At 64.8% G+C, this 20,343-nt stretch carries 13 protein-coding genes; 10 read left to right on the top strand and 3 right to left on the bottom strand.

The features are described 5' to 3' along the window. Positions 1-14: 14 nt before the first annotated feature. A complete protein-coding gene (locus ACODS9_RS01510; protein WP_401105433.1) occupies positions 15-1,601 on the bottom strand; it encodes an EAL domain-containing protein in 1,587 nt (528 codons plus the stop codon). A gap of 312 nt (positions 1,602-1,913) precedes the next feature. Between ACODS9_RS01510 and hppD the strand changes: the two genes are divergently transcribed. After that, positions 1,914-2,990, top strand: a complete 1,077-nt coding sequence (gene hppD, locus ACODS9_RS01515) for a 4-hydroxyphenylpyruvate dioxygenase (RefSeq protein ID WP_023629687.1) — start codon at positions 1,914-1,916, stop codon at positions 2,988-2,990. 90 nt (positions 2,991-3,080) lie between these two features. Here hppD and ACODS9_RS01520 read toward each other — a convergent pair whose 3' ends face one another. Beyond that, the gene (locus ACODS9_RS01520; protein ID WP_401105435.1) at positions 3,081-3,770 is read right to left on the bottom strand and encodes a type 1 glutamine amidotransferase domain-containing protein; all 690 of its coding nucleotides are present in this window, start codon (positions 3,768-3,770) and stop codon (positions 3,081-3,083) included. A 145-nt stretch (positions 3,771-3,915) separates the two neighbouring features. Between ACODS9_RS01520 and ACODS9_RS01525 the strand changes: the two genes are divergently transcribed. Together ACODS9_RS01525 and ACODS9_RS01530 are read left to right on the top strand one after the other, a co-directional pair. Then, on the top strand, positions 3,916-4,365 hold the full coding sequence (locus tag ACODS9_RS01525; protein WP_401105437.1) for a nucleoside deaminase: 450 nt from the start codon (positions 3,916-3,918) through the stop codon (positions 4,363-4,365). 73 nt (positions 4,366-4,438) lie between these two features. After that, a complete protein-coding gene (locus tag ACODS9_RS01530) occupies positions 4,439-6,418 on the top strand; it encodes an ATP-binding protein (RefSeq protein WP_489093081.1) in 1,980 nt (659 codons plus the stop codon). 9 nt (positions 6,419-6,427) lie between these two features. Here the strand turns inward: ACODS9_RS01530 and ACODS9_RS01535 are convergent, their stop codons facing one another. Further along, positions 6,428-7,483 (bottom strand): tetratricopeptide repeat protein, encoded by a 1,056-nt coding sequence (locus ACODS9_RS01535; RefSeq protein WP_489093082.1) that lies wholly within the window; start codon positions 7,481-7,483, stop codon positions 6,428-6,430. 249 nt (positions 7,484-7,732) lie between these two features. On the opposite strand from ACODS9_RS01535, the gene ACODS9_RS01540 reads away from it, so the two are divergent. The 7 genes from ACODS9_RS01540 to ACODS9_RS01570 all read left to right on the top strand — a co-directional run bounded on the left by ACODS9_RS01540 (position 7,733) and on the right by ACODS9_RS01570 (position 20,301). Beyond that, positions 7,733-8,932 (top strand): amino acid aminotransferase, encoded by a 1,200-nt coding sequence (locus ACODS9_RS01540; protein WP_489093083.1) that lies wholly within the window; start codon positions 7,733-7,735, stop codon positions 8,930-8,932. Between the two features lie 256 nt (positions 8,933-9,188). After that, positions 9,189-10,469 (top strand): serine/threonine transporter, encoded by a 1,281-nt coding sequence (locus ACODS9_RS01545; RefSeq protein ID WP_023631759.1) that lies wholly within the window; start codon positions 9,189-9,191, stop codon positions 10,467-10,469. A 165-nt stretch (positions 10,470-10,634) separates the two neighbouring features. Beyond that, positions 10,635-11,135 (top strand): thiol peroxidase, encoded by a 501-nt coding sequence (gene tpx, locus ACODS9_RS01550; RefSeq protein WP_489093084.1) that lies wholly within the window; start codon positions 10,635-10,637, stop codon positions 11,133-11,135. A 202-nt stretch (positions 11,136-11,337) separates the two neighbouring features. Next, positions 11,338-12,618 (top strand): MdtA/MuxA family multidrug efflux RND transporter periplasmic adaptor subunit, encoded by a 1,281-nt coding sequence (locus tag ACODS9_RS01555; RefSeq protein WP_489093085.1) that lies wholly within the window; start codon positions 11,338-11,340, stop codon positions 12,616-12,618. Next, positions 12,615-15,713: an MdtB/MuxB family multidrug efflux RND transporter permease subunit gene (locus ACODS9_RS01560; RefSeq protein WP_489093086.1), complete on the top strand. Its 3,099-nt coding sequence runs from the start codon at positions 12,615-12,617 to the stop codon at positions 15,711-15,713. The genes ACODS9_RS01555 and ACODS9_RS01560 overlap by 4 nt, the downstream gene beginning before the upstream one ends. After that, the gene (locus ACODS9_RS01565; RefSeq protein ID WP_489093087.1) at positions 15,710-18,820 is read left to right on the top strand and encodes a multidrug efflux RND transporter permease subunit; all 3,111 of its coding nucleotides are present in this window, start codon (positions 15,710-15,712) and stop codon (positions 18,818-18,820) included. The genes ACODS9_RS01560 and ACODS9_RS01565 overlap by 4 nt, the downstream gene beginning before the upstream one ends. Further along, positions 18,817-20,301: an efflux transporter outer membrane subunit gene (locus ACODS9_RS01570; protein WP_046855742.1), complete on the top strand. Its 1,485-nt coding sequence runs from the start codon at positions 18,817-18,819 to the stop codon at positions 20,299-20,301. The genes ACODS9_RS01565 and ACODS9_RS01570 overlap by 4 nt, the downstream gene beginning before the upstream one ends. Positions 20,302-20,343 lie beyond the last annotated feature (42 nt).

Raw genomic sequence — 20,343 nt, forward strand, 5'->3', positions numbered from 1 at the left:
AGTGAGCGGGTGGATCAGCCGCGCATGATCTCAGGGGCACCGCCTTGCGGCAACTGCGGGCTGCCCGGGCGGGCGGCCAGGGCCAGCAGCAGCTCGCTGGCGGGCATGGGATGGGCGAACAGGTAACCCTGCTGGAAGTCCACGCCATGGCGCGCCAGGTAGTCGCGCTGCACCTCGGTTTCCACGCCTTCGGCGACGATGCCCAGGGCCAGCTTGGCCGACAGTTCGATGATGGTGTCGAGAATGTGCTGGGACAGGGCGTCACCGCCGATCATGGCGACGAAACTCTGGTCGATCTTGAGGTAGTCGACGTTGAACTGGCGCAGGTAGTTGAGGCTGGATTGGCCGGTGCCGAAGTCGTCCAGGGCGATCATCACGCCCATGGCGTGCAATTTCTCGAACAGGTCAAGGGTTACCGGAGTCGGCTCGATCAGCTTGCGCTCGGTCAACTCCAGGGTCAGTACCACCCGCCCGGGCGGGAAGTGCTGGAGGAAGGTCTGGCAGTCATCGAGCAGGCCCAGGTCGCGGCAGTGGTCGGCGGTAATGTTGATGCCGATGTGAAAACCGTCCTCGAGCAACGCCGCGTGCGGCGCCAGGGCCTGGGCCGTGCGCAGCATCAGGCCGCGGGTCATGGCGACGATCTGGCCGCTGTGCTCGGCGTAGGGGATGAACAGGTCGGGGCGCACCAGGCCTTCGCGGGGGTGCTGCCAGCGCATCAGTACTTCGACGCCGGCCCATTGGTAATCACCCTTGCGCACCACCGGTTGGAAGTACGGCAGGAACTCGCCGGCCTCCAATGCCCTGGCCAGTTCGGCGCGGGGCGAGCTGGCGCGGCGGATCTGCCAGCGACAGGCGCCCCCGGCCACGGCTCCAAGCACCAGCAGCAGGCTCAACAGTGCAGGATAGCGTGAACGCATCAGCTCGCCGGGCTTGTCGGGGCCAAAGCCGCCGTGCACGCTGAACGGGTAGTGGGTGGAAGAGAACGTCACCGGCGCGCTGGCCGCAACTGGCGGCGTGCCGGCCCGCACCCGGCCGTCGGCGCCCATCCAGTGGTTGCCGACCTGCACTTGCAACTGGCCGTCCTTACCGATCAGGCGCAGGGCCGTGAGCAGGTGGCGGCCATCGACCGTGGCGATCGCCCCCTTGTCGCCCTGGCTGGCGCGGTAGGCCAGCAGCGGTTGGCCTGGTGTGACGGAGTTGCCGTCCATCAGCCACAACTGACCGTCGGTATAGTTGCTGGCGTCGACCGGCTCGTCGAAATCACCAAACAACGAGGTGCAATACAGGGTGTCACGATCGAACAGGTTGGTGGAACGCACGAAGGCATTGCGCGTGACTTCTATGCGCAATGCCAATTGCGCCTGTTCGCAGGGCTGGCCGGCCTTGGGTAGCAGGTGGTGGGCCGTGCTGGACAGGCTGTCGAGTACCGCTTCTATATGGACCACTACTTCGCGAGCCGTGACGCGACTGTCGGCGTCCAGCTCCTGGTCGATCTGCCAGCGCATCACCACCAGCCCGCACAGCAGCGGCAAGACACCGATCAGCCAGGGCAGCAGCGCGCGCCAGCTCCAGCGGGCAGGGCGTTTGGTGTTCAAGGGCATGCGCGGGTGGACCTTCTGCGAGGCGGTAGGTGATGCAGAGAATAGCCGTTTGTCGGAACAACCTGCGAACTAAAGCGCGACAAACAAATTTACGCACTGTAGAATCGGGTTACGAATACAACAATAAGGTTCTCCGCCTCCCGGGGAATCAAGCCCGCCGAGAATGGGTCCATATGACATACCATGGGTTCAAGCTGATCATTGGTGACTTCCTGGCCCGCAGCGTGCGCGGGATCCCGTGTTCACCACCACGCCATCTCCACATCGAAAGCCTGTAATCAACCGTTTTTCGCTGCAGATGAGGAAAAGAACATGGCAGATATCTTCGAAAACCCGATGGGCCTGGAAGGCTTCGAATTCATCGAGCTCGCCTCGCCGACTCCCGGCGTGCTGGAGCCGGTATTCCAGATTCTCGGTTTCACCAAGGTGGCTACCCACCGCTCCAAGAATGTCCACCTGTATCGCCAGGGCGGCATCAACCTGATCCTGAACAACGAACCCAAGAGCGCCGCCTCCTACTTCGCCGCCGAGCATGGTCCTTCGGTGTGCGGCATGGCCTTCCGCGTGCGCAACGCCCATGAAGCCTATGCTCGCGCCCTGGAATTGGGTGCCCAGCCGGTGGAAATCGAGACCGGCCCGATGGAGCTGCGCCTGCCGGCGATCAAGGGTATCGGTGGCGCGCCGCTGTACCTGATCGACCGTTATGAAGAAGGCAGCTCGATCTACGACATCGACTTCAAGTTCATCGAAGGCGTGGACCGCAATCCGGTCGGCGCGGGCCTGAAGATCATCGACCACCTCACCCACAACGTCTATCGCGGGCGCATGGCCTACTGGGCCGGCTTCTACGAGAAGCTGTTCAACTTCCGCGAGATCCGTTACTTCGACATCAAGGGCGAGTACACCGGTCTGACCTCCAAGGCCATGACCGCGCCAGACGGCATGATCCGCATCCCGCTCAACGAGGAGTCGTCCAAAGGGGCGGGGCAGATCGAAGAGTTCCTGATGCAGTTCAATGGCGAGGGCATCCAGCACGTGGCCTTCCTCACCGACGACCTGCTCAAGACCTGGGACGCGCTCAAGGGCTTTGGCATGCGCTTCATGACCGCGCCGCCGCAGACCTACTACGAGATGCTCGAGGAGCGCCTGCCAGGGCATGGCGAGCCGGTCGACCAGCTGCAGGCCCGCGGTATCCTGCTGGACGGAGCCTCCGAGGCCGGCGACAAGCGCCTGCTGCTGCAGATCTTCTCGGAGACCCTGCTGGGCCCAGTGTTCTTCGAGTTCATCCAGCGCAAGGGTGACGACGGCTTCGGTGAAGGCAACTTCAAGGCGCTGTTCGAGTCGATCGAGCGTGACCAGGTGCGTCGCGGCGTGTTGAGCACCGAGTAATCGGTCGAGCACACCATCGCGAGGCAAGCCCGCTCCCACGCCGGAAGGTGGCGGGAGCGGGCTTGCCCCGCGCTTTGTTGTGGCGAGCGTTTATTGTTGACTGATCAGGTAGCGGATCACCGCTTCGGCTACCTTGGCGCTTGATGCCGGATTCTGCCCGGTGATCAAGCTGCCGTCCTCCACCACATAGGCCGCCCACGGGTCATCCGTCTTGCTGTACTCGCCACCGCGAGCACCCAGTTCGTTCTCGGTGAGAAACGGCACCACCTTGTCCAGCTCAACCAGTTTTTCCTCGGTATTGGAAAAGCCGGTGACCCTGCGCCCTTTGAGCAGCAAGCTGTTGTCGCTGAGCTTGATATTGAGCAGACCCACCACCCCATGGCACACCGCGGCGACCGCGCCGCCGCGCTCATGGATGCGCCGTGCCAGCTCCTGCAATGGCTGGTTGTCGGGAAAGTCCCACATCACGCCGTGGCCACCGGTGTAGTAGATCGCGCTGTACTGGTCGGCCTTGACCTGGCCGGGGCTCAAGGTGGCGCCAAGGCGGTTCATGAACGCCTTGTCGTTGTACCATTGCCAGTCCAGGTCTGGCGCCATCTGCAGGCTGTGTGGGTCGATCGGTACATAGCCGCCCGCCGGGCTGACATAGTCGACGGTAAAACCCGCTTTCTGCACTGCGTCGACAAAGTGCACGGCCTCGCCCAGCCACAATCCTGTGGCGCGCTTGATATCGGGATACTTGGCGGTATTGGTCAGCACGACCAGGAGCTTCTTGTTCATGTGCGCATGCCCGTCGAATCCATGGGAAAACGTTTGGCCAGCAAGATCAAAAGCCATATGAGCATAGCCCCCGCCACGCAATGCGCCATGGGCACGGGCGCTGTGCTAGGCTGCTGCAAAAGTCGACGCGCTACCGGGAGACGCCATGGACCAGGACACTTCCAGATTTATGCAGGCCGCCATCGACGAGGCCCGCAAGGGGCTCGAGGAAGGTGGTATTCCGATCGGCTCGGTATTGGTGCACGAGGGCAGGATCATCGGCCGTGGCCACAATCGCCGCGTGCAGCAGGGCAGTGCCATCCTGCATGGCGAGATGGATGCCCTGGAGAATGCCGGCCGACAGCCGGCCCGGGTTTACCAGCAGGCCACCCTCTATACCACCTTGTCGCCCTGCGCCATGTGCAGTGGCGCAATCCTGCTGTATGGCATCAAGCATGTGATCATCGGCGAGAACGTCACCTTCATGGGCGAAGAGCAGTTGCTCGGCGGCCGCGGCGTGCGCCTTGAGGTGCATGACGATGACACCTGCAAGGCGTTGATGCGCCAGTTCATCGAAGCCAACCCAGAGCTGTGGAACGAAGATATTGGCCACTGACCTGAATACCCGGGGCGCAGAAATCCAGGTCATTCATCTGGCACCGCCGTCATCTTCGTTGGCCGAGGTGGGCATGCCCATCGCCAGCATCGACTGGAGCGTAACGCCGTTGGGGGCGTTGACCTCCTGGCCGCCCACCCTGCGCATCGCCGTCGACATGGTATTGATGTCACCGTTTCCCTGTGCGTTGGTCTGGGGGGCGGGGCTGACAGTCATACACAACGACGCCTACCAGGCCCTGCTGGGCGGCGCTGTCGACCATCAGGGGCGTGCCTTCGACGCGCTCTGGGAGCAATCCTGGGAGAGCATGGGGGCAACCGTCTTCAAGGTGTTGCAGGGGGAGGGTAGCCTGATGGAGGATGCCCCATTGCCGGTGCATCGAGAGGGTATTGCGGCGACGGCGTGGGTCATTGGCTGCTTCTCGCCCATCCGCGACGACCAGGGTGTGGTTGCCGGGTTCCTCCACGCGCTGATCGAGACCACTGCCAGTGTCGGGGCCAGCCACGAATGGCGCGAGCTGGCGCAGTCCTTCGAAGCGCGCCTGACGCAGTACCTGGCCGATCCAGAACATACCTGGCAGTTGTCGCCCGATGTGATGCTGATGCTCGAGGCCGATCTGCGCGTGCGCACAGCCAACCCTGCCTGGCATCGGCTTCTGGGCTGGGGTGAGGCAACGCAGTTGCAAGTGGCCCTGCCCGAGCTGTTCCATCCCGCGGACCGTACCGAAGCGCAGTTGGCGCTGATGGCGCTTGTACAGAGGCGTGCCGCGCCGCCCTTCGAGGGGCGGGTTCGCCATAGCGACGGACATTACCGCTGGTTCCGCTGGGCTGGCAGCGCCAACCAGGCATTGCCGACGCTGGTGGGGAGGGACATCACCGAGGACCGCAATGCGGTCCAGCGCCTGGCCGAGGCGGCGGTGCGCGACAGCCAGCGCATGGAGGGCGTTGTAAAGGTGGCGGGCGGGCTGGCGCACGAAATGAACAACGTACTGTCCGGCGTCGGCAGCAGCCTGGAATTGCTCGAACGACGCCTCGCCCAAGGGCGGATGGAACGCGTGGAGGAGTATGTGCGGATGGCCCGGGAATGCGCCCAGCGAGCCATCGGCCTGACCCAGAACCTGCTGGCCTTCGCGCGTAGCCAACCCTTGTCGCCCAATCCACTGAACATCAACCACCTGCTGCAGGACGCGGAGCCGATGCTGCGTCAGACCCTGGGCACCGAGGTTTGCCTGAACCTGCAGCTGGATGTGGCGCCCTGGCCATTGCAGGTCGATCCGGATACGTTGCGCAATGCCCTTTTGCATCTATGTAGCAACTCCCGCGATGCCTGCCTGGGCAAGGGCAAGCTGACGATCCGCACCGCCAACGAACGGCTGGCGCTGCCCTGCGAAGGCGCGGCAGCCTTGCCGCCGGGGGACTATGTCACGCTGCAGGTCGAGGACGATGGCCATGGCATGAGTCGCGAGGACCTGGCACGGGTATTTGAACCGTTCTTCACCACCAAGCCCCTGGGCCAGGGGGTGGGCCTGGGGCTGCCCATGGTGCATGGCTTCGTGCAGCAGTCGGGCGGTCAGATGTGGATCGAGTCGACGATCGACCAAGGCACACGGGTCGTGATGATGTTTCCGCGCTACCAGGGGACGTTGCCGGAGAGCCCCGCTCGGGATATCCTGCCGCGACAGATTCAAGGTGAACGGTTGTTGCTGGTCGATGATGAAGAAAACCTGCGCGGCCTGATGAAGGAGGCGCTGGTCGATTGCGGCTTCGAGGTGTGTGATGTGCCCGATGCCAACAGCGCGCTGGGGCAGTTCCGGCATGCAGGGCCGTTCGATCTGGTGATCACCGATATCGGCCTGCCGGGGGGCTTCAGCGGCCGTCAGGTGGCCAAGGCGCTGCGCATGATCGAGCCCGAGCAGAAGATCCTGTTCATCACCGGATTCACCACCGATCCGGTGGAGCAGGCCCTGCTCGACGAGCCAGGCACGGCATTGATGTTCAAACCGTTCTCGCTGCAGATGCTGGTGGTGCAGATACAGCGCATGCTGCAGGCCTGAGGCTGGGGTTCACAGCCCTTGCTGCAGGAATGGGTCGTCCGGGTTCTGCCGTTCCAGCTCGGCGAGCAGGACCTGGACATTCTGCAATTGGCCGGTTTCCTTCCAGTACTCGATCAACAGAACCCGCACCCGGCGATTGGCTGGCTGGCGGTTGAGCACGGTCTCCAACTGCTTTTGCGCGGCATCGAGCTGTTCCAGCTGGTGCAGGGTGATGGCCAGAGTGTAGCGATAATCGTTGTTTTCCGGTTCCAGCTCGACAGCCCGCGAGAGGGCGAGCAGGGCGTATTCCTGCTGCTCATGGCGGGTCAGCCACAGGCCCAGTTCGTATTGCAGGAACGCGGAATCCGGGCGTAGCGCCAGGGCCTTGGCGAGCACCTCGCGGGAGGCGTCGTGCTGGCCCTGTTGCTCCAGCAGGCGGACCTGGGTGGCCAACGCGTCCAGGCCTTCAGGGGTCACGGCCAGGCTGCGCCCCAGGGCCCTGGAGGCTGCGTCGTAGGCTTGTTCATGCATGTATAGCCGGGCCAGGTGCAGCTGGGCGGCGGCGTCGTCGGGCTGTTGCTCCAGGGTCTGCTCGTACTGCTCCAGGGCATCCTGCAAGGGGCCGAAGTACAGGCCGATGGCGTCGGGGTCGAGACCCAGCAGAGCGTCCACCGCGGCGAAGCGCACGCTTTGCTCGTCATCTTCCAGCAATGGGCCCAGCACCAGGCTGCGCTGGGCGGCCGGCAGCAGCCGGCGGATGCTGGTGATGGCGGCGCGGCGTACCAATGGATCGGCGTGCTCGAGGTCCTGGCTGGCCAGCTTCAACGCCTGTGGCGAGGGGTAATTGGGTAGCTCGGCATGCAGCGCGGCGCGGCGGATGGGCGGCAGGTCGTCACGCTGCAACTGCTGGTACAGCACCCGCGCGGCGCCCGGCAGGCCATCGTGCGCCTGGCGCAGGGCCTTGGCGTAGCTGTGGGGCGGCAGGCTGGGCGGTGCGGGTTGGCGGTCACGCCACAGGTAACCGATCGACGCGGGCAGCACTAACAACAGCAACAGGGCGATCAGGAAAGGGCGACGTCTGGGCATCTCGCGGTCCGGGGTGGCGGTACGGCAGAGCTTGGGGCAGGCAGGTGGCAATTGCAACGATCAGGGTGCGATCCTGGGTTGGTACCAAGCCGTCGGGCGGCGGCGCATGGCAAAATCCGTGGGCTGCGGGTTCGGTCTTGCAAACTTGCAGGGTTTCCTTGCACATCGGTGATGTTCCTCGTGGCGCTCTGCGGGTATCCTCGGCTGAGCCTTTCCTGAACTGTTCTGATTTCCAAGGAGCTGCACGCTGTGTTCAAACATGTCGATGCCTATGCCGGCGACCCGATCCTCTCGTTGATGGAAACCTTCAAGGCCGACCCGCGGGCCGCCAAGGTCAACCTGAGTATCGGCCTGTACTACGACGAAGCCGGCGTGGTGCCGCAGCTGGCGGCGGTGGCCGAGGTGGAGAAACGCCTGGCCGGCCAGCCCCATGAAGCCTCGCTGTACCTGCCGATGGAAGGCCTGGCCGCCTACCGTCAGGCGATCCAGGCGCTGCTGTTCGGCGCCGAGCACCCGGCCGTCGCCGCTGGCCGCGTGGCCACCGTGCAGACCGTCGGCGGCTCCGGCGCGCTGAAAGTCGGTGCCGACTTCCTCAAGCGTTACTTCCCAGGCTCCGAGGTATGGGTGAGCAACCCGACCTGGGATAACCATCGGGCAATCTTCGAAGGCGCGGGCTTCAAGGTGCACACCTACCCGTACTTCGACCCGGACACCCGCGGCGTCGACTTCGCCGGTATGCTGGCCAGCCTGCAGGCCTTGCCGCAGAACAGCGTGGTCCTGCTGCATCCGTGCTGCCACAACCCCACCGGCGTCGACCTGGACCAGAACCAGTGGCAGCAAGTGGTCGAGGTGGTCAAGGCACGCCAGCTGATCCCGTTCCTCGATATCGCCTACCAGGGCTTCGGCGAAGGCCTGGTCGAAGACGCCTATGCGATCCGCGAAATGGCCCGTGCCGGCGTGCCTTGCCTGGTCAGCAACTCGTTCTCGAAGATCTTCTCGCTGTACGGCGAGCGGGTAGGGGGCTTGTCGGTAGTCTGCGACGATGCCGCCACCGCTTCCAGCGTGCTTGGCCAGCTCAAGGCCACCGTGCGCCGTAACTACTCCAGCCCGCCCGCTTTCGGCGCCCAGCTGGTGGCCGGCGTGCTGGGTGACGCCGCGCTCAACGCGCAATGGGCTGCGGAAGTGGAGGTGATGCGCAAGCGTATCCTCGACATGCGCCAGGGCCTGGTCGACCTGCTCGGCGAGCTGCTGCCAGGCCAGGACTTCCAGTTCTTCCTGCGCCAGCGCGGCATGTTCAGCTATACCGGCTTCAGCGTCGAACAGGTGCGCCGTCTGCGTGACGAATTCGGCGTGTACCTGATCGACAGCGGCCGGGTGTGCATGTCCGGGCTGCGTCCGGCCAACTTGCACCAGGTGGCCGAGGCATTTGCCGCCGTGCAGAAGGGCTGACATCGGCGCTGGCCCAACTGGCTTTATCGCGGGGCAAGTCGCATCGGTGCGCCGATGCGACTTGCCCCGCGATAGTTTTCGCAACCCGAAAACCCGCTTTCTTGTACAGACAAGTGCAACCGTCCCTCGGGCGGGGCTTCCCCAATCGCAACCTTTGCATGCACAATCGCGCCCCTCTTCCCCGGTTGAGTTGGGCGAATCGTCTATTTCGCCATTCTCAGCCTGTTGCAGTCTTGCGAGTGGAGCGTCACCCGGAATGAATGAGCAGGCCCCAAGCGTTGAACAACGCTTTGTAGAATCGACCCCCGCCACCCTTGGCAGCTGGTCGCGTCAAGACACCACCTGGATGCTGGGCCTGTTCGGCACGGCCATCGGCGCCGGAACTCTGTTCCTGCCCATCAACGCCGGCCTTGGCGGTTTCTGGCCGCTGCTGGTCCTGGCCTTGCTGGCCTTCCCCATGACCTACTTCGCCCACCGCGGGCTGACCCGTTTCGTACTCTCGGGCAGCAAGGGCGGCGATATCACCGACGTGGTCGAGGAGCATTTCGGCATCACCGCCGGCGCGCTGATCACCGTCCTGTACTTCTTCGCCATCTTCCCGATCCTGCTGATCTACAGCGTGGCGCTGACCAACACCGTCAGCAGCTTCATGGAGCATCAGCTGCATATCGCGCCGCCGCCGCGGGCGATCCTGTCGTTCGTGCTGATCCTCGGCCTGCTGGCCATCGTGCGCTGCGGCGAACAGGCCACGGTCAAGGTCATGAGCCTGCTGGTGTATCCGTTCATCGTCGCCCTGGCGTTGCTGGCCCTGTACCTGGTGCCGCACTGGACCGGCGGTATCCTCGACACCGCCACCCAGGTGCCGTCCGGCTCGGCCTTCCTGCACACCGTGTGGCTGGCCATCCCGGTGATGGTGTTCTCGTTCAACCACTCGCCGATCATCTCGGCCTTTGCCGTTGACCAGAAGCGCCGCTACGCAGAGCACGCCGACGAGCGCAGCGGCCAGATCCTGCGCCGCGCCCACCTGCTGATGGTGCTGATGGTGCTGTTCTTCGTGTTCAGCTGCGTGCTGACCCTGAGCAGCGCCCAACTGGCTGAAGCCAAGGCGCAGAACCTGTCGATCCTGTCGTACCTGGCCAACCACTTCGAGCAGCCGGCCATCGCCTTCGCCGCGCCGCTGATCGCCTTCATCGCCATCGCCAAGTCGTTCCTGGGCCACTACATCGGTGCCAGCGAAGGCCTCAAGGGCATGATCGTCAAGACCGGCATGCGTCCGGGCGCCAAGGCCCTGGACCGCATCGTTGCCGCGCTGATGCTGGTGGTGTGCTGGATCGTCGCCACCCTCAACCCGAGCATCCTGGGCATGATCGAATCCCTCGGCGGCCCGATCATCGCCGTGCTGCTGTTCCTGATGCCGATGTACGCCATCCGCCGCGTGCCATCGATGCGCAAGTACAGCGGTGCGCTGTCCAATGTGTTCGTGGTGGTGGTCGGCCTGGTGGCCTTGACCTCTGTGGTGTACGGCCTGCTGGCCTGAATGCTCGCCACGTAGGAAAAGCGCCCGGGCCGACGCCAGTCACCCGGGCGTTTGTCTACAGGAATTGGCCGAACGTAGGACAATTTCATCTTTGCCCATAGGCACTTGCGCTGCTTCATGCTTAACTCTGGGTCCTTTTCAAACCCCCGCATAAGGATTTCCGCCATGGCTCAAGTGACTCTCAAAGGCAACCCGGTTCAGGTCTGCGGTGAACTGCCGAAGCAAGGCGCCGCGGCACCTGCCTTCTCCCTGGTCGCTGGCGATCTGTCGAACAAGTCGCTTGCCGACTTTGCCGGCAAGCGCAAGGTGCTGAACATCTTCCCAAGCGTCGACACCCCGACCTGCGCCACCTCGGTGCGCAAGTTCAACGCCCAGGCCAATGACGTGGCGAACACCGTGGTGCTGTGCATCTCCGCCGACCTGCCGTTCGCCCAGGCGCGCTTCTGCGGCGCTGAAGGCCTGGAGAACGTGAAGAACCTGTCGACCCTGCGTGGCCGCGAGTTCCTGGAAAACTACGGCGTGGCCATCGCTGATGGCCCGCTGGCCGGCCTGGCCGCCCGCGCCGTGGTGGTGCTGGACGAAAACGACAAGGTGCTGCACAGCGAGCTGGTTGGCGAAATCGCCGACGAGCCGAACTACGAGGCGGCGCTGGCTGTCTTGAAGTAAGTGTTCGCCGGCTTGCCGGCGAACCAGGTAACACCCGGTAACGGCCTGGACCCTGTTCCAGGCCGTTTTCATTTAAAGTTCACGCCTTTGCCAACGTCAGCCGAAGGTAAAGCACTGGTAAAGCCCCTTTGCTAAAACGATGCCAGTGCTTATCGTTCACGCTCTCCACGCCGTCATTCTCTGAACAAGGTTCGTTCGACCCATGCAAGCCTCCAATTCCCGTTCCCCTCGTCGCTGGCTGTTCGGCCTGCTGATCCTGCTGCTGGTGGCCCTGCTGGCCTGGTGGCTGTGGCCCGCAACGACCGCCCATACAGAGGGTGGCGGGCATCGCCCGGGCAAAGGCATGGGCGGGCGGCCGGGTTTCGGCGCCTCCACCGAAGCGGTGCCGGTGCGCGTCGAGCCTGCGCGGGTAGGTGACTTCCCGCTGTACTACAAGGCCCTTGGTACCGTGACCGCGACCAACACGGTCAACGTGCGCAGCCGGGTGGCCGGCGAACTGGTCAAGATCCACTTCAAGGAAGGCCAGCAAGTCAAGGCCGGCGACCTGCTCGCCGAGATCGACCCGCGCAGCTACCGCATCGCCCTGCAGCAGGCCGAAGGCACCCTGGCGCAGAACCAGGCGCAACTGAAGAACGCCCAGGTGGACCTGGCCCGTTATAAAGGCCTGTATGCCGAAGACAGCATCGCCAAGCAGACCCTGGACACCGCCGAGGCACAGGTCGGGCAATTCCAGGGGCTGGTCAAGACCAACCAGGCGCAGGTCAACGATGCCCGCCTGAACCTGGAGTTCACCCAGATCCGTGCGCCGATCAGCGGTCGCCTGGGCCTGCGCCAGCTTGACCTGGGCAACCTGGTGGCAGCCAACGACACCACGGCGCTGGTGATCATCACCCAGACCGAGCCGATCAGCGTCGCCTTCACCTTGCCGGAAACCCAGCTCGACACCGTGCTCGCCCGCTACCGCAGCGGCGCCAGCCTGCCGGTCGAGGCCTGGGACCGTGGTGATCAGAAGCTGCAGTCCACTGGCGTGCTCGGCAGCCTCGACAACCAGATCGACACCGCCACTGGCACCCTGAAGTTCAAGGGCACCTTCCAGAACACTGACCATGCGCTGTTCCCCAACCAGTTCGTCAATGTGCGCCTGCTGGCCGACACCCTGAAGCAGGTGGTGCTGGCCCCGGCCGCGGCCATCCAGTTCGGCAATGACGGCACCTTCGCCTATGTGGTCAACGCCGAGAGCACGATCAACATCCGCCCGCTCAAGGTCGGAGCCAGCGATGGCGAGAACAGCGTGATCCTCGAGGGCCTGGCCGCCGGTGACCGCCTGGTGCTGGAAGGCACCGACCGCTTGCGCGAAGGCTCCAAGGTCGAGGTGGTCGAAGACAGCTCGCAAGTGCCGACCACCCCCGGCCAGCACCTGCAGGGGCAGGGCGCCAAGGGTTCGGCGCAGACCGGTGAACCAGGCTCCAAGGCGGGCGCATGAACCTCTCGCGCCTGTTCATCCTGCGGCCGGTCGCCACCACGCTGAGCATGCTGGCCATCGTCCTGGCCGGCCTGATCGCCTACAAGCTGCTGCCGGTGGCGGCCTTGCCCCAGGTCGATTACCCGACCATCCGCGTCATGACCCTGTATCCCGGCGCCAGCCCCCAGGTGATGACCAGCGCCGTCACCGCGCCACTGGAACGTCAGTTCGGCCAGATGCCGGGCCTCGAGCAGATGGCCTCGACCAGTTCCGGCGGCGCCTCGGTGCTGACCCTGCGCTTCAACCTCGACATGAACATGGATGTCGCCGAGCAGCAGGTACAGGCCGCGATCAACGCCGCCAGCAACCTGCTGCCCAGCGACCTGCCGGCGCCACCGGTGTACAACAAGGTCAACCCGGCCGACACGCCGGTGCTGACCTTGGCCATCTCGTCCAAGACCATGCCGCTGCCCAAGCTCAACGACCTGGTCGACACCCGCGTAGCGCAGAAAATCGCCCAGATCAGCGGCGTCGGCATGGTCAGCATCGCCGGCGGCCAGCGCCAGGCGGTGCGGATCAAGGTCAACGTCGACGCCCTGGCGGCCAACGGTCTCAACCTGGACGACGTGCGCACCCTGATCGGCGCTTCCAACGTCAACCAGCCCAAGGGCAACTTCGACGGCCCGACCCGGGTGTCGATGCTCGACGCCAACGACCAGCTGCGTTCGCCGGCCGAGTACGCCAACCTCATCCTCAAGTACAACAATGGCGCGCCGCTGCGCCTGAAGGACGTCGCCGAGATCGTCGACGGCGCCGAGAACGAGCGCCTGGCCGCTTGGGCCAACCAGAACGAGGCGGTACTGCTGAACATCCAGCGCCAGCCCGGCGCCAACGTCATCGAAGTGGTCGACCGGATCAAGGAGCTGCTGCCGTCGATCACCGACAACCTGCCGGCGGGCCTCGACGTCAGCGTCCTCACCGACCGTACCCAGACCATCCGCGCCGCCGTGCGCGACGTGCAGCACGAGTTGCTGTTCGCCATTGCCCTGGTGGTGATGGTGACCTTCCTGTTCCTGCGCCGGGTCTCGGCCACGATCATCCCGTCGATCGCCGTGCCGCTGTCGCTGATCGGCACCTTCGGGGTGATGTACCTGGCCGGCTTCTCGGTCAATAACCTCACGCTGATGGCCCTGACTATCGCCACCGGTTTCGTGGTGGACGATGCCATCGTCATGCTGGAGAACATCTCCCGGCACATAGAAGAGGGTGAGACGCCGCTGCAGGCCGCGCTCAAGGGCGCGAAACAGATCGGTTTCACCCTGATCTCGCTGACCTTCTCGCTGATCGCGGTACTGATCCCGCTGCTGTTCATGGCCGACGTGGTCGGGCGGCTGTTCCGCGAGTTCGCCATCACCCTGGCGGTGGCCATCCTGATTTCCCTGGTGGTGTCGCTGACCCTAACGCCGATGATGTGCGCCCGGCTGCTCAAGCGCGAGCCCAGGGAAGAGGAGCAGGGGCGCTTCTACCGTGCCAGTGGCGCCTGGATCGACTGGCTGATCAAGCACTATGCCAGTGCCCTGACCTGGGTGCTCAAGCGCCAGCCATTGACCTTGCTGGTGGCCGTGGCCACCTTGGCGTTGACCGTGGTGCTCTACCTGATGGTGCCCAAGGGCTTCTTTCCGGCCCAGGACACCGGGGTGATCCAGGGTATTTCCGAGGCACCGCAGTCGACTTCGTTCGCCGCCATGAGTCAACGCCAGCAGGCCCTGACCGAGGTGATCCTGCAGGACCCGGCGGTGCAGAGCCTGTCTTCGTATATCGGTGTGGATGGTGACAACGCCACCCTCAACAGCGGCCGCCTGCTGATCAACCTCAAGCCCCATGGTGAGCGCGATGTGACGGCAGCCGAGGTGATCAGCCGGTTGCAGCCGCAGCTCGACAAGCTGGTCGGCATCCGCCTGTTCATGCAGCCGGTGCAGGACCTGAGCATCGAGGACCGGGTCAGCCGCACCCAGTACCAGTTCAGCCTCAGTTCGCCGGATGCCGACATGCTCGCCGAGTGGAGCGGCAAGCTGGTGCAGGCACTGAAGGACCGCCCGGAGCTGCAGGACGTGGCCAGCGACCTGCAGGACAAGGGCCTGCAGGTGTACCTGGTGATCGACCGCGACATGGCCAGCCGTCTCGGCATCACCGTGGCGCAGATCACCAACGCCCTGTACGACGCCTTCGGCCAGCGGCAGATCTCGACCATCTACACCCAGGCCAGCCAGTACCGCGTGGTGCTGCAGTCGCAGACCGCGGCCAGCCTCGGCCCGCAGGCCCTGGAGGCGGTCCACGTCAAGGCCGCCGACGGCGGCCAGGTGCGCCTGTCGGCCCTGGCACGCATCGAGCAGCGCCAGGCCCAGCTGGCCATCTCGCACATCGGCCAGTTCCCGGCGGTGATGATGTCGTTCAACCTGGCCCATGGCGCTTCCCTGGGCGAGGCGGTCAAGGTGATCGAGCAAGTGCAGCAGGACATCGGCATGCCGATCGGCGTGCAGACCCGCTTCCAGGGCGCCGCCGAGGCGTTCCAGGCCTCGCTGTCGAGTACCTTGCTGCTGATCCTCGCCGCCGTGGTGACCATGTACATCGTGCTCGGGGTGCTCTACGAGAGCTACATCCACCCGGTGACCATCCTCTCCACGCTGCCCTCGGCGGCGGTAGGGGCGTTGCTGGCGCTGCTGCTCAGCGGCAACGACCTGGGCATGATCGCCATTATCGGCATCATCCTGCTGATCGGCATCGTCAAGAAGAACGCGATCATGATGATCGACTTCGCCCTCGAGGCCGAGCGCCATCAGGGCATGAGCCCGAGTGATGCGATCTACCAGGCTGCGCTCCTGCGTTTCCGACCGATCCTGATGACCACCCTGGCCGCGCTGTTCGGCGCGGTGCCGCTGATGCTCGCCACCGGATCCGGCGCCGAGCTGCGCCAGCCGCTGGGCCTGGTGATGGTCGGCGGCCTGCTGGTGAGCCAGGTACTGACCCTGTTCACCACGCCGGTCATCTACCTGTACTTCGACCGCCTGGCACGTCGCTGGCGCCCGCTTGACGATGCGCGGCAGGCCGAAGCATGAACCTGTCCGGACCGTTCATTCGTCGGCCGGTGGCCACCATGCTGCTGAGCCTGGCGATCATGCTGCTGGGTGGGGTGAGTTTCGGCCTGCTGCCGGTGTCGCCGCTGCCACAGATGGATTTCCCGGTGATCGTGGTGCAGGCCAGCCTGCCCGGGGCCAGCCCCGAGGTCATGGCGTCCACCGTGGCCACGCCGCTGGAGCGCAAGCTCGGCGCCATTGCCGGCGTCACCACCCTGACCAGCAGTTCCAACCAGGGCTCGACCCGGGTGATCATCGGCTTCGAGTTGGGCCGCGACATCGATGGCGCGGCACGCGAGGTGCAGGCAGCGATCAACGCCACCCGCAATCTGCTGCCCAGCGGCATGCGCAGCATGCCCACCTACAAGAAGATCAACCCGTCCCAGGCGCCGATCATGGTGCTGTCGCTGACCTCCCAGGTGCTGTCCAAGGGCAAGCTGTACGACCTGGCCGACACCATCCTGTCCCAGAGCCTTTCGCAGGTCAGCGGGGTAGGGGAAGTGCAGATCGGCGGCAGTTCGCTGCCGGCGGTGCGTATCGAGCTCGAGCCGCAGTTGCTCAACCAGTACGGCCTGTCCCTGGACGATGTGCGCACTGCCGTGGCCAACGCCAACCAGCGCCGGCCGATGGGCTTCGTCGAGGACAGCGAACGCAACTGGCAGGTGCGCGCCAACGACCAGCTGGAAAAGGCCGAGGACTACAAGCCCATCGTGATCCGTCAGCAGAACGGCTCGATCCTGCGCCTGTCGGACGTGGCCAAGGTCAGCGATGGCGTCGAGAACCGCTACAACAGCGGCTTCTTCAATGACGAGAGCGCGGTGCTGCTGGTGGTCAACCGCCAGACCAACGCCAACATCATCCAGACCGTCGAGCAGATCAAGGCCGAGCTGCCGGCGTTGCAGTCACTGCTGCCGGCCAGCGTCAAGCTCAACGTGGCCATGGATCGCTCGCCGGTGATCAAGGCCACCCTCAAGGAGGCCGAGCACACCTTGCTGATCGCGGTGGTGCTGGTGATCCTGGTGGTGTACCTGTTCCTCGGCAATTTCCGCGCCTCGCTGATCCCCAGCCTGGCGGTGCCGGTGTCGCTGGTGGGCACCTTCGCGGTGATGTACCTGTGCGGGTTCTCGCTGAACAACCTGTCGTTGATGGCGCTGATCCTCGCCACCGGCCTGGTGGTGGACGATGCCATCGTGGTGCTGGAGAACATCTCCCGGCATATCGAGAAGGGCGAGAGTCCGATGCGGGCCGCGTACAAGGGCGCGCAGGAGGTTGGTTTCACCCTGTTGTCGATGAACGTCTCGCTGGTGGCGGTGTTCGTTTCCATCCTGTTCATGGGCGGTATCGTGCGCGGGTTGTTCAAGGAGTTCTCGATCACTCTGGCGGCGGCGATCATCGTCTCGCTGGTGGTATCGCTGACCCTGACGCCGATGCTTTGCTCACGCTGGCTCAAGGTCCATGGCCCGCAGCAGCAGACCTGCCTGCAACGCTGGAGCGACCGCATCCACCAGCGCATGGTCGCCGGCTACGACAAGAGCCTGGGCTGGGCGCTGCGCCACAGGCGCCTGACCCTGCTCAGCCTGCTGGCCACCATCGTGCTCAACATCGCCCTGTACGTGGTGGTACCCAAGACCCTGATGCCGCAACAGGACACCGGCCAGCTGCAAGGCTTCATCCGTGGCGACGACGGCCTGTCGTTCACGGTGATGCAACCGAAGATGGAAATCTACCGTCGCGCCCTGCTCGCGGACCCGGCGGTGGAGAGCGTCGCCGGCTTCATTGGCGGCAACAGCGGTACCAACAACGCCTTCGTGCTGGTGCGCCTGAAGCCGATCGCCGAGCGCAAGGAAAACGCGCAGAAGGTCATCGATCGCCTGCGCAAGGACCTGCCGAAGATCCCCGGCGGGCGCCTGTACCTGATGGCCGACCAGGACCTGCAACTGGGTGGCGGCGGTCGCGACCAGACCACCTCGCAGTACCTCTACACCCTGCAGAGCGGCGACCTGGCCGCTCTGCGCGAGTGGTTCCCCAAGGTCACCGCCGAGCTGCGCAAACTGCCTGAGCTGACCGCCATCGACGCCCACGACGGCGCAGGCACCCAGCAGGTGACCCTGGTGGTCGACCGTGACCAGGCCAAGCGCCTGGGCATCGACATGGACATGGTCACCGCGGTGCTCAACAACGCCTACAGCCAGCGGCAGATCTCGACCATCTACGACAGCCTCAACCAGTACCAGGTGGTGCTGGAGATCAACCCGAAATACGCCTGGGACCCAAGTACCCTGGAGCAGGTGCAGGTGATCACCGCCGACGGCGCCCGGGTGCCGTTGTCCACCTTCGCCCGCTACGAGAACAGCCTGGCCAACGACCGCGTCAGCCACGAAGGGCAGTTCGCATCCGAAGATATCTCGTTCGATGTCGCCGAAGGCTTCAGCCCCGATCAGGCCCTGGCCGCGCTGGAGCGGGCGGTGGCCAAGCTTGGCCTGCCCGAATCGGTGATCGCCAAGCTCGGTGGCGATGCCGACGCCTTCACCAAGACCGCCGAAGGCCAGCCGTTCATGATCCTCGGCGCCCTGGTACTGGTGTACCTGGTGCTGGGCATCCTCTACGAGAGCTACATCCACCCGCTGACGATCCTCTCCACACTGCCCTCGGCCGGGGTCGGCGCCTTGCTGGCGCTATACCTGACCGGTGGCGAGTTCAGCCTGATCTCGCTGCTCGGGCTGTTCCTGCTGATCGGCGTGGTGAAGAAGAACGCCATCCTGATGATCGACCTGGCCCTGCAACTGGAGCGCCATGAAGGCCTTTCGCCGGAGGAGTCGATCCGCCGTGCCTGCCTGCTGCGCCTACGGCCGATCCTGATGACCACCCTGGCGGCGATCCTCGGCGCGCTGCCGCTGCTGCTCAGCCGCGCCGAGGGCGCCGAGATGCGCCAGCCGCTGGGCCTGACCATCATCGGCGGCCTGGTGTTCAGCCAGATCCTCACCCTCTACACCACGCCTGTGGTCTACCTGTACCTCGATCGCCTGCGCCACCGGTTCAACCGCTGGCGCGGCGTGCGCACCGACGCTGCCCTGGATACCCCGCTATGAACTTTGCCCACACCCGAATCCATCGCGCCCTCAGGCTGCTGACCCAAGGGCGCGGCTCGCGCCTGGTCAGTGCCGGGTTGTGCGTGGCCATGCTCAGCGCCTGTACCTTGAGCCCGGACTATCACCGCCCGGAGATCAGCACCCCGGCGCAGTTCAAGCAGGCCGAGGGTTGGACCCAGGCCAACCCGTCCGATGCCATCGCCCGCGGGGCATGGTGGGAGCTGTATGGCGACAAACAGCTCGACGCCCTGGTGGAAGAGCTCAACCGCAGCAACCAGACGGTGGCGCAGTACGAGGCGCAGTACCGCCAAGCCCAGGCGCTGGTGCGCAGCAGCCGCGCCGCGCTGTTCCCCTCGTTGAACCTCACCGCTGGCAAGAACCGTTCGGCCCAGGGCACCGGGAGCTCCAGCTCGAGCCTGTCGAACAACAGCAGCGGCATCCGCAACACCTACAACGCGCAACTCGGCGTGAGCTGGGAGATCGACCTGTGGGGCAAGCTGCGTGAAGCCATGAATGCCAACGAGGCCAGTGCCGAGGCCAGCCTCGCCGATATGGCGGCCATTCGCCTGAGCCAGCAGTCGGAGCTGGTGCAGAACTATCTGCAACTGCGGGTGATCGACGCGCAGAAACGCCTGCTCGAGGCCACGGTAGCGGCCTACGAGCGCTCGTTGCAGATGAACGAGAACCAGTACCGCGCCGGGGTCGCCGGGCCGGATGCCGTAGCCCAGGCGCGTACCCAGCTCAAGAGTACCCAGGCCGACCTGATCGACCTGGCCTGGCAACGCGCGCAGTACGAGAACGCCATTGCCGTGCTGATGGGCAAGGCGCCGGCCGACTTCGCCCTGGCCGCGAGCCGCGACATTCCGGCGTTGCCGCCGGTGCCGGTGTCGCTGCCTTCGCAGTTGCTCGAGCGCAGGCCCGATATCGCCTCGGCCGAACGCAAGGTCATGGCGGCCAACTCCAATATCGGTGTCTCCCGGGCGGCGTACTTCCCCGACCTGTCCCTGAGCATGAATGGCGGGTATTCCAGCAGCAGTTTCAACAACTGGATCGAGCTGCCCAACCGCTATTGGTCCGTCGGCCCGCAGTTGGCGTTGACGCTGTTCGATGCCGGCAAGCGCAGCGCCGAGGTCGATCGCACGGTGGCGGTGTACGACCAGACCGTGGCGCAGTACCGGCAGACGGTGCTCGATGGGTTCAAGGAGGTCGAGAACTATCTGGTGCAGCTCAAGGTGTATGGCGACGAAGCCGTTGTCCGGCAGGAAGCGCTTGAGGCGGCGCGGGAGTCGTTGCGCTTGACCGAGAACCAGTACAAGGCCGGGTTGATCGGTTACCTGGACGTGGTGAACGTGCAGACCACGGCGCTTAGCAGCGAACGCAGCGTGTTGACGCTGTTGCAGGGGCGGCTGGTGGCGAGCGTGCAGTTGATCGCGGCACTGGGCGGTGGCTGGGATGCTCGGACGGAGTTGGCCGAGCAGTGACCTGCTATTGGCGACCTGGCCCGTGACGCTGTACCGCATCAC

It is taken from the genome of Pseudomonas sp. FG36 (assembly GCF_057809275.1).

What these genes read in the sequence shown, in the direction of transcription:
- ACODS9_RS01510 (WP_401105433.1), bottom strand. Translation starts at nt 1,601, where the DNA reads ATGCCCTTGAACACCAAACGCCCTGCCCGCTGGAGCTGGCGCGCGCTG.
- hppD (WP_023629687.1), top strand. Translation starts at nt 1,914, where the DNA reads ATGGCAGATATCTTCGAAAACCCGATGGGCCTGGAAGGCTTCGAATTC.
- ACODS9_RS01520 (WP_401105435.1), bottom strand. Translation starts at nt 3,770, where the DNA reads ATGAACAAGAAGCTCCTGGTCGTGCTGACCAATACCGCCAAGTATCCC.
- ACODS9_RS01525 (WP_401105437.1), top strand. Translation starts at nt 3,916, where the DNA reads ATGGACCAGGACACTTCCAGATTTATGCAGGCCGCCATCGACGAGGCC.
- ACODS9_RS01530 (WP_489093081.1), top strand. Translation starts at nt 4,439, where the DNA reads ATGCCCATCGCCAGCATCGACTGGAGCGTAACGCCGTTGGGGGCGTTG.
- ACODS9_RS01535 (WP_489093082.1), bottom strand. Translation starts at nt 7,483, where the DNA reads ATGCCCAGACGTCGCCCTTTCCTGATCGCCCTGTTGCTGTTGTTAGTG.
- ACODS9_RS01545 (WP_023631759.1), top strand. Translation starts at nt 9,189, where the DNA reads ATGAATGAGCAGGCCCCAAGCGTTGAACAACGCTTTGTAGAATCGACC.
- tpx (WP_489093084.1), top strand. Translation starts at nt 10,635, where the DNA reads ATGGCTCAAGTGACTCTCAAAGGCAACCCGGTTCAGGTCTGCGGTGAA.
- ACODS9_RS01555 (WP_489093085.1), top strand. Translation starts at nt 11,338, where the DNA reads ATGCAAGCCTCCAATTCCCGTTCCCCTCGTCGCTGGCTGTTCGGCCTG.
- ACODS9_RS01560 (WP_489093086.1), top strand. Translation starts at nt 12,615, where the DNA reads ATGAACCTCTCGCGCCTGTTCATCCTGCGGCCGGTCGCCACCACGCTG.
- ACODS9_RS01565 (WP_489093087.1), top strand. Translation starts at nt 15,710, where the DNA reads ATGAACCTGTCCGGACCGTTCATTCGTCGGCCGGTGGCCACCATGCTG.
- ACODS9_RS01570 (WP_046855742.1), top strand. Translation starts at nt 18,817, where the DNA reads ATGAACTTTGCCCACACCCGAATCCATCGCGCCCTCAGGCTGCTGACC.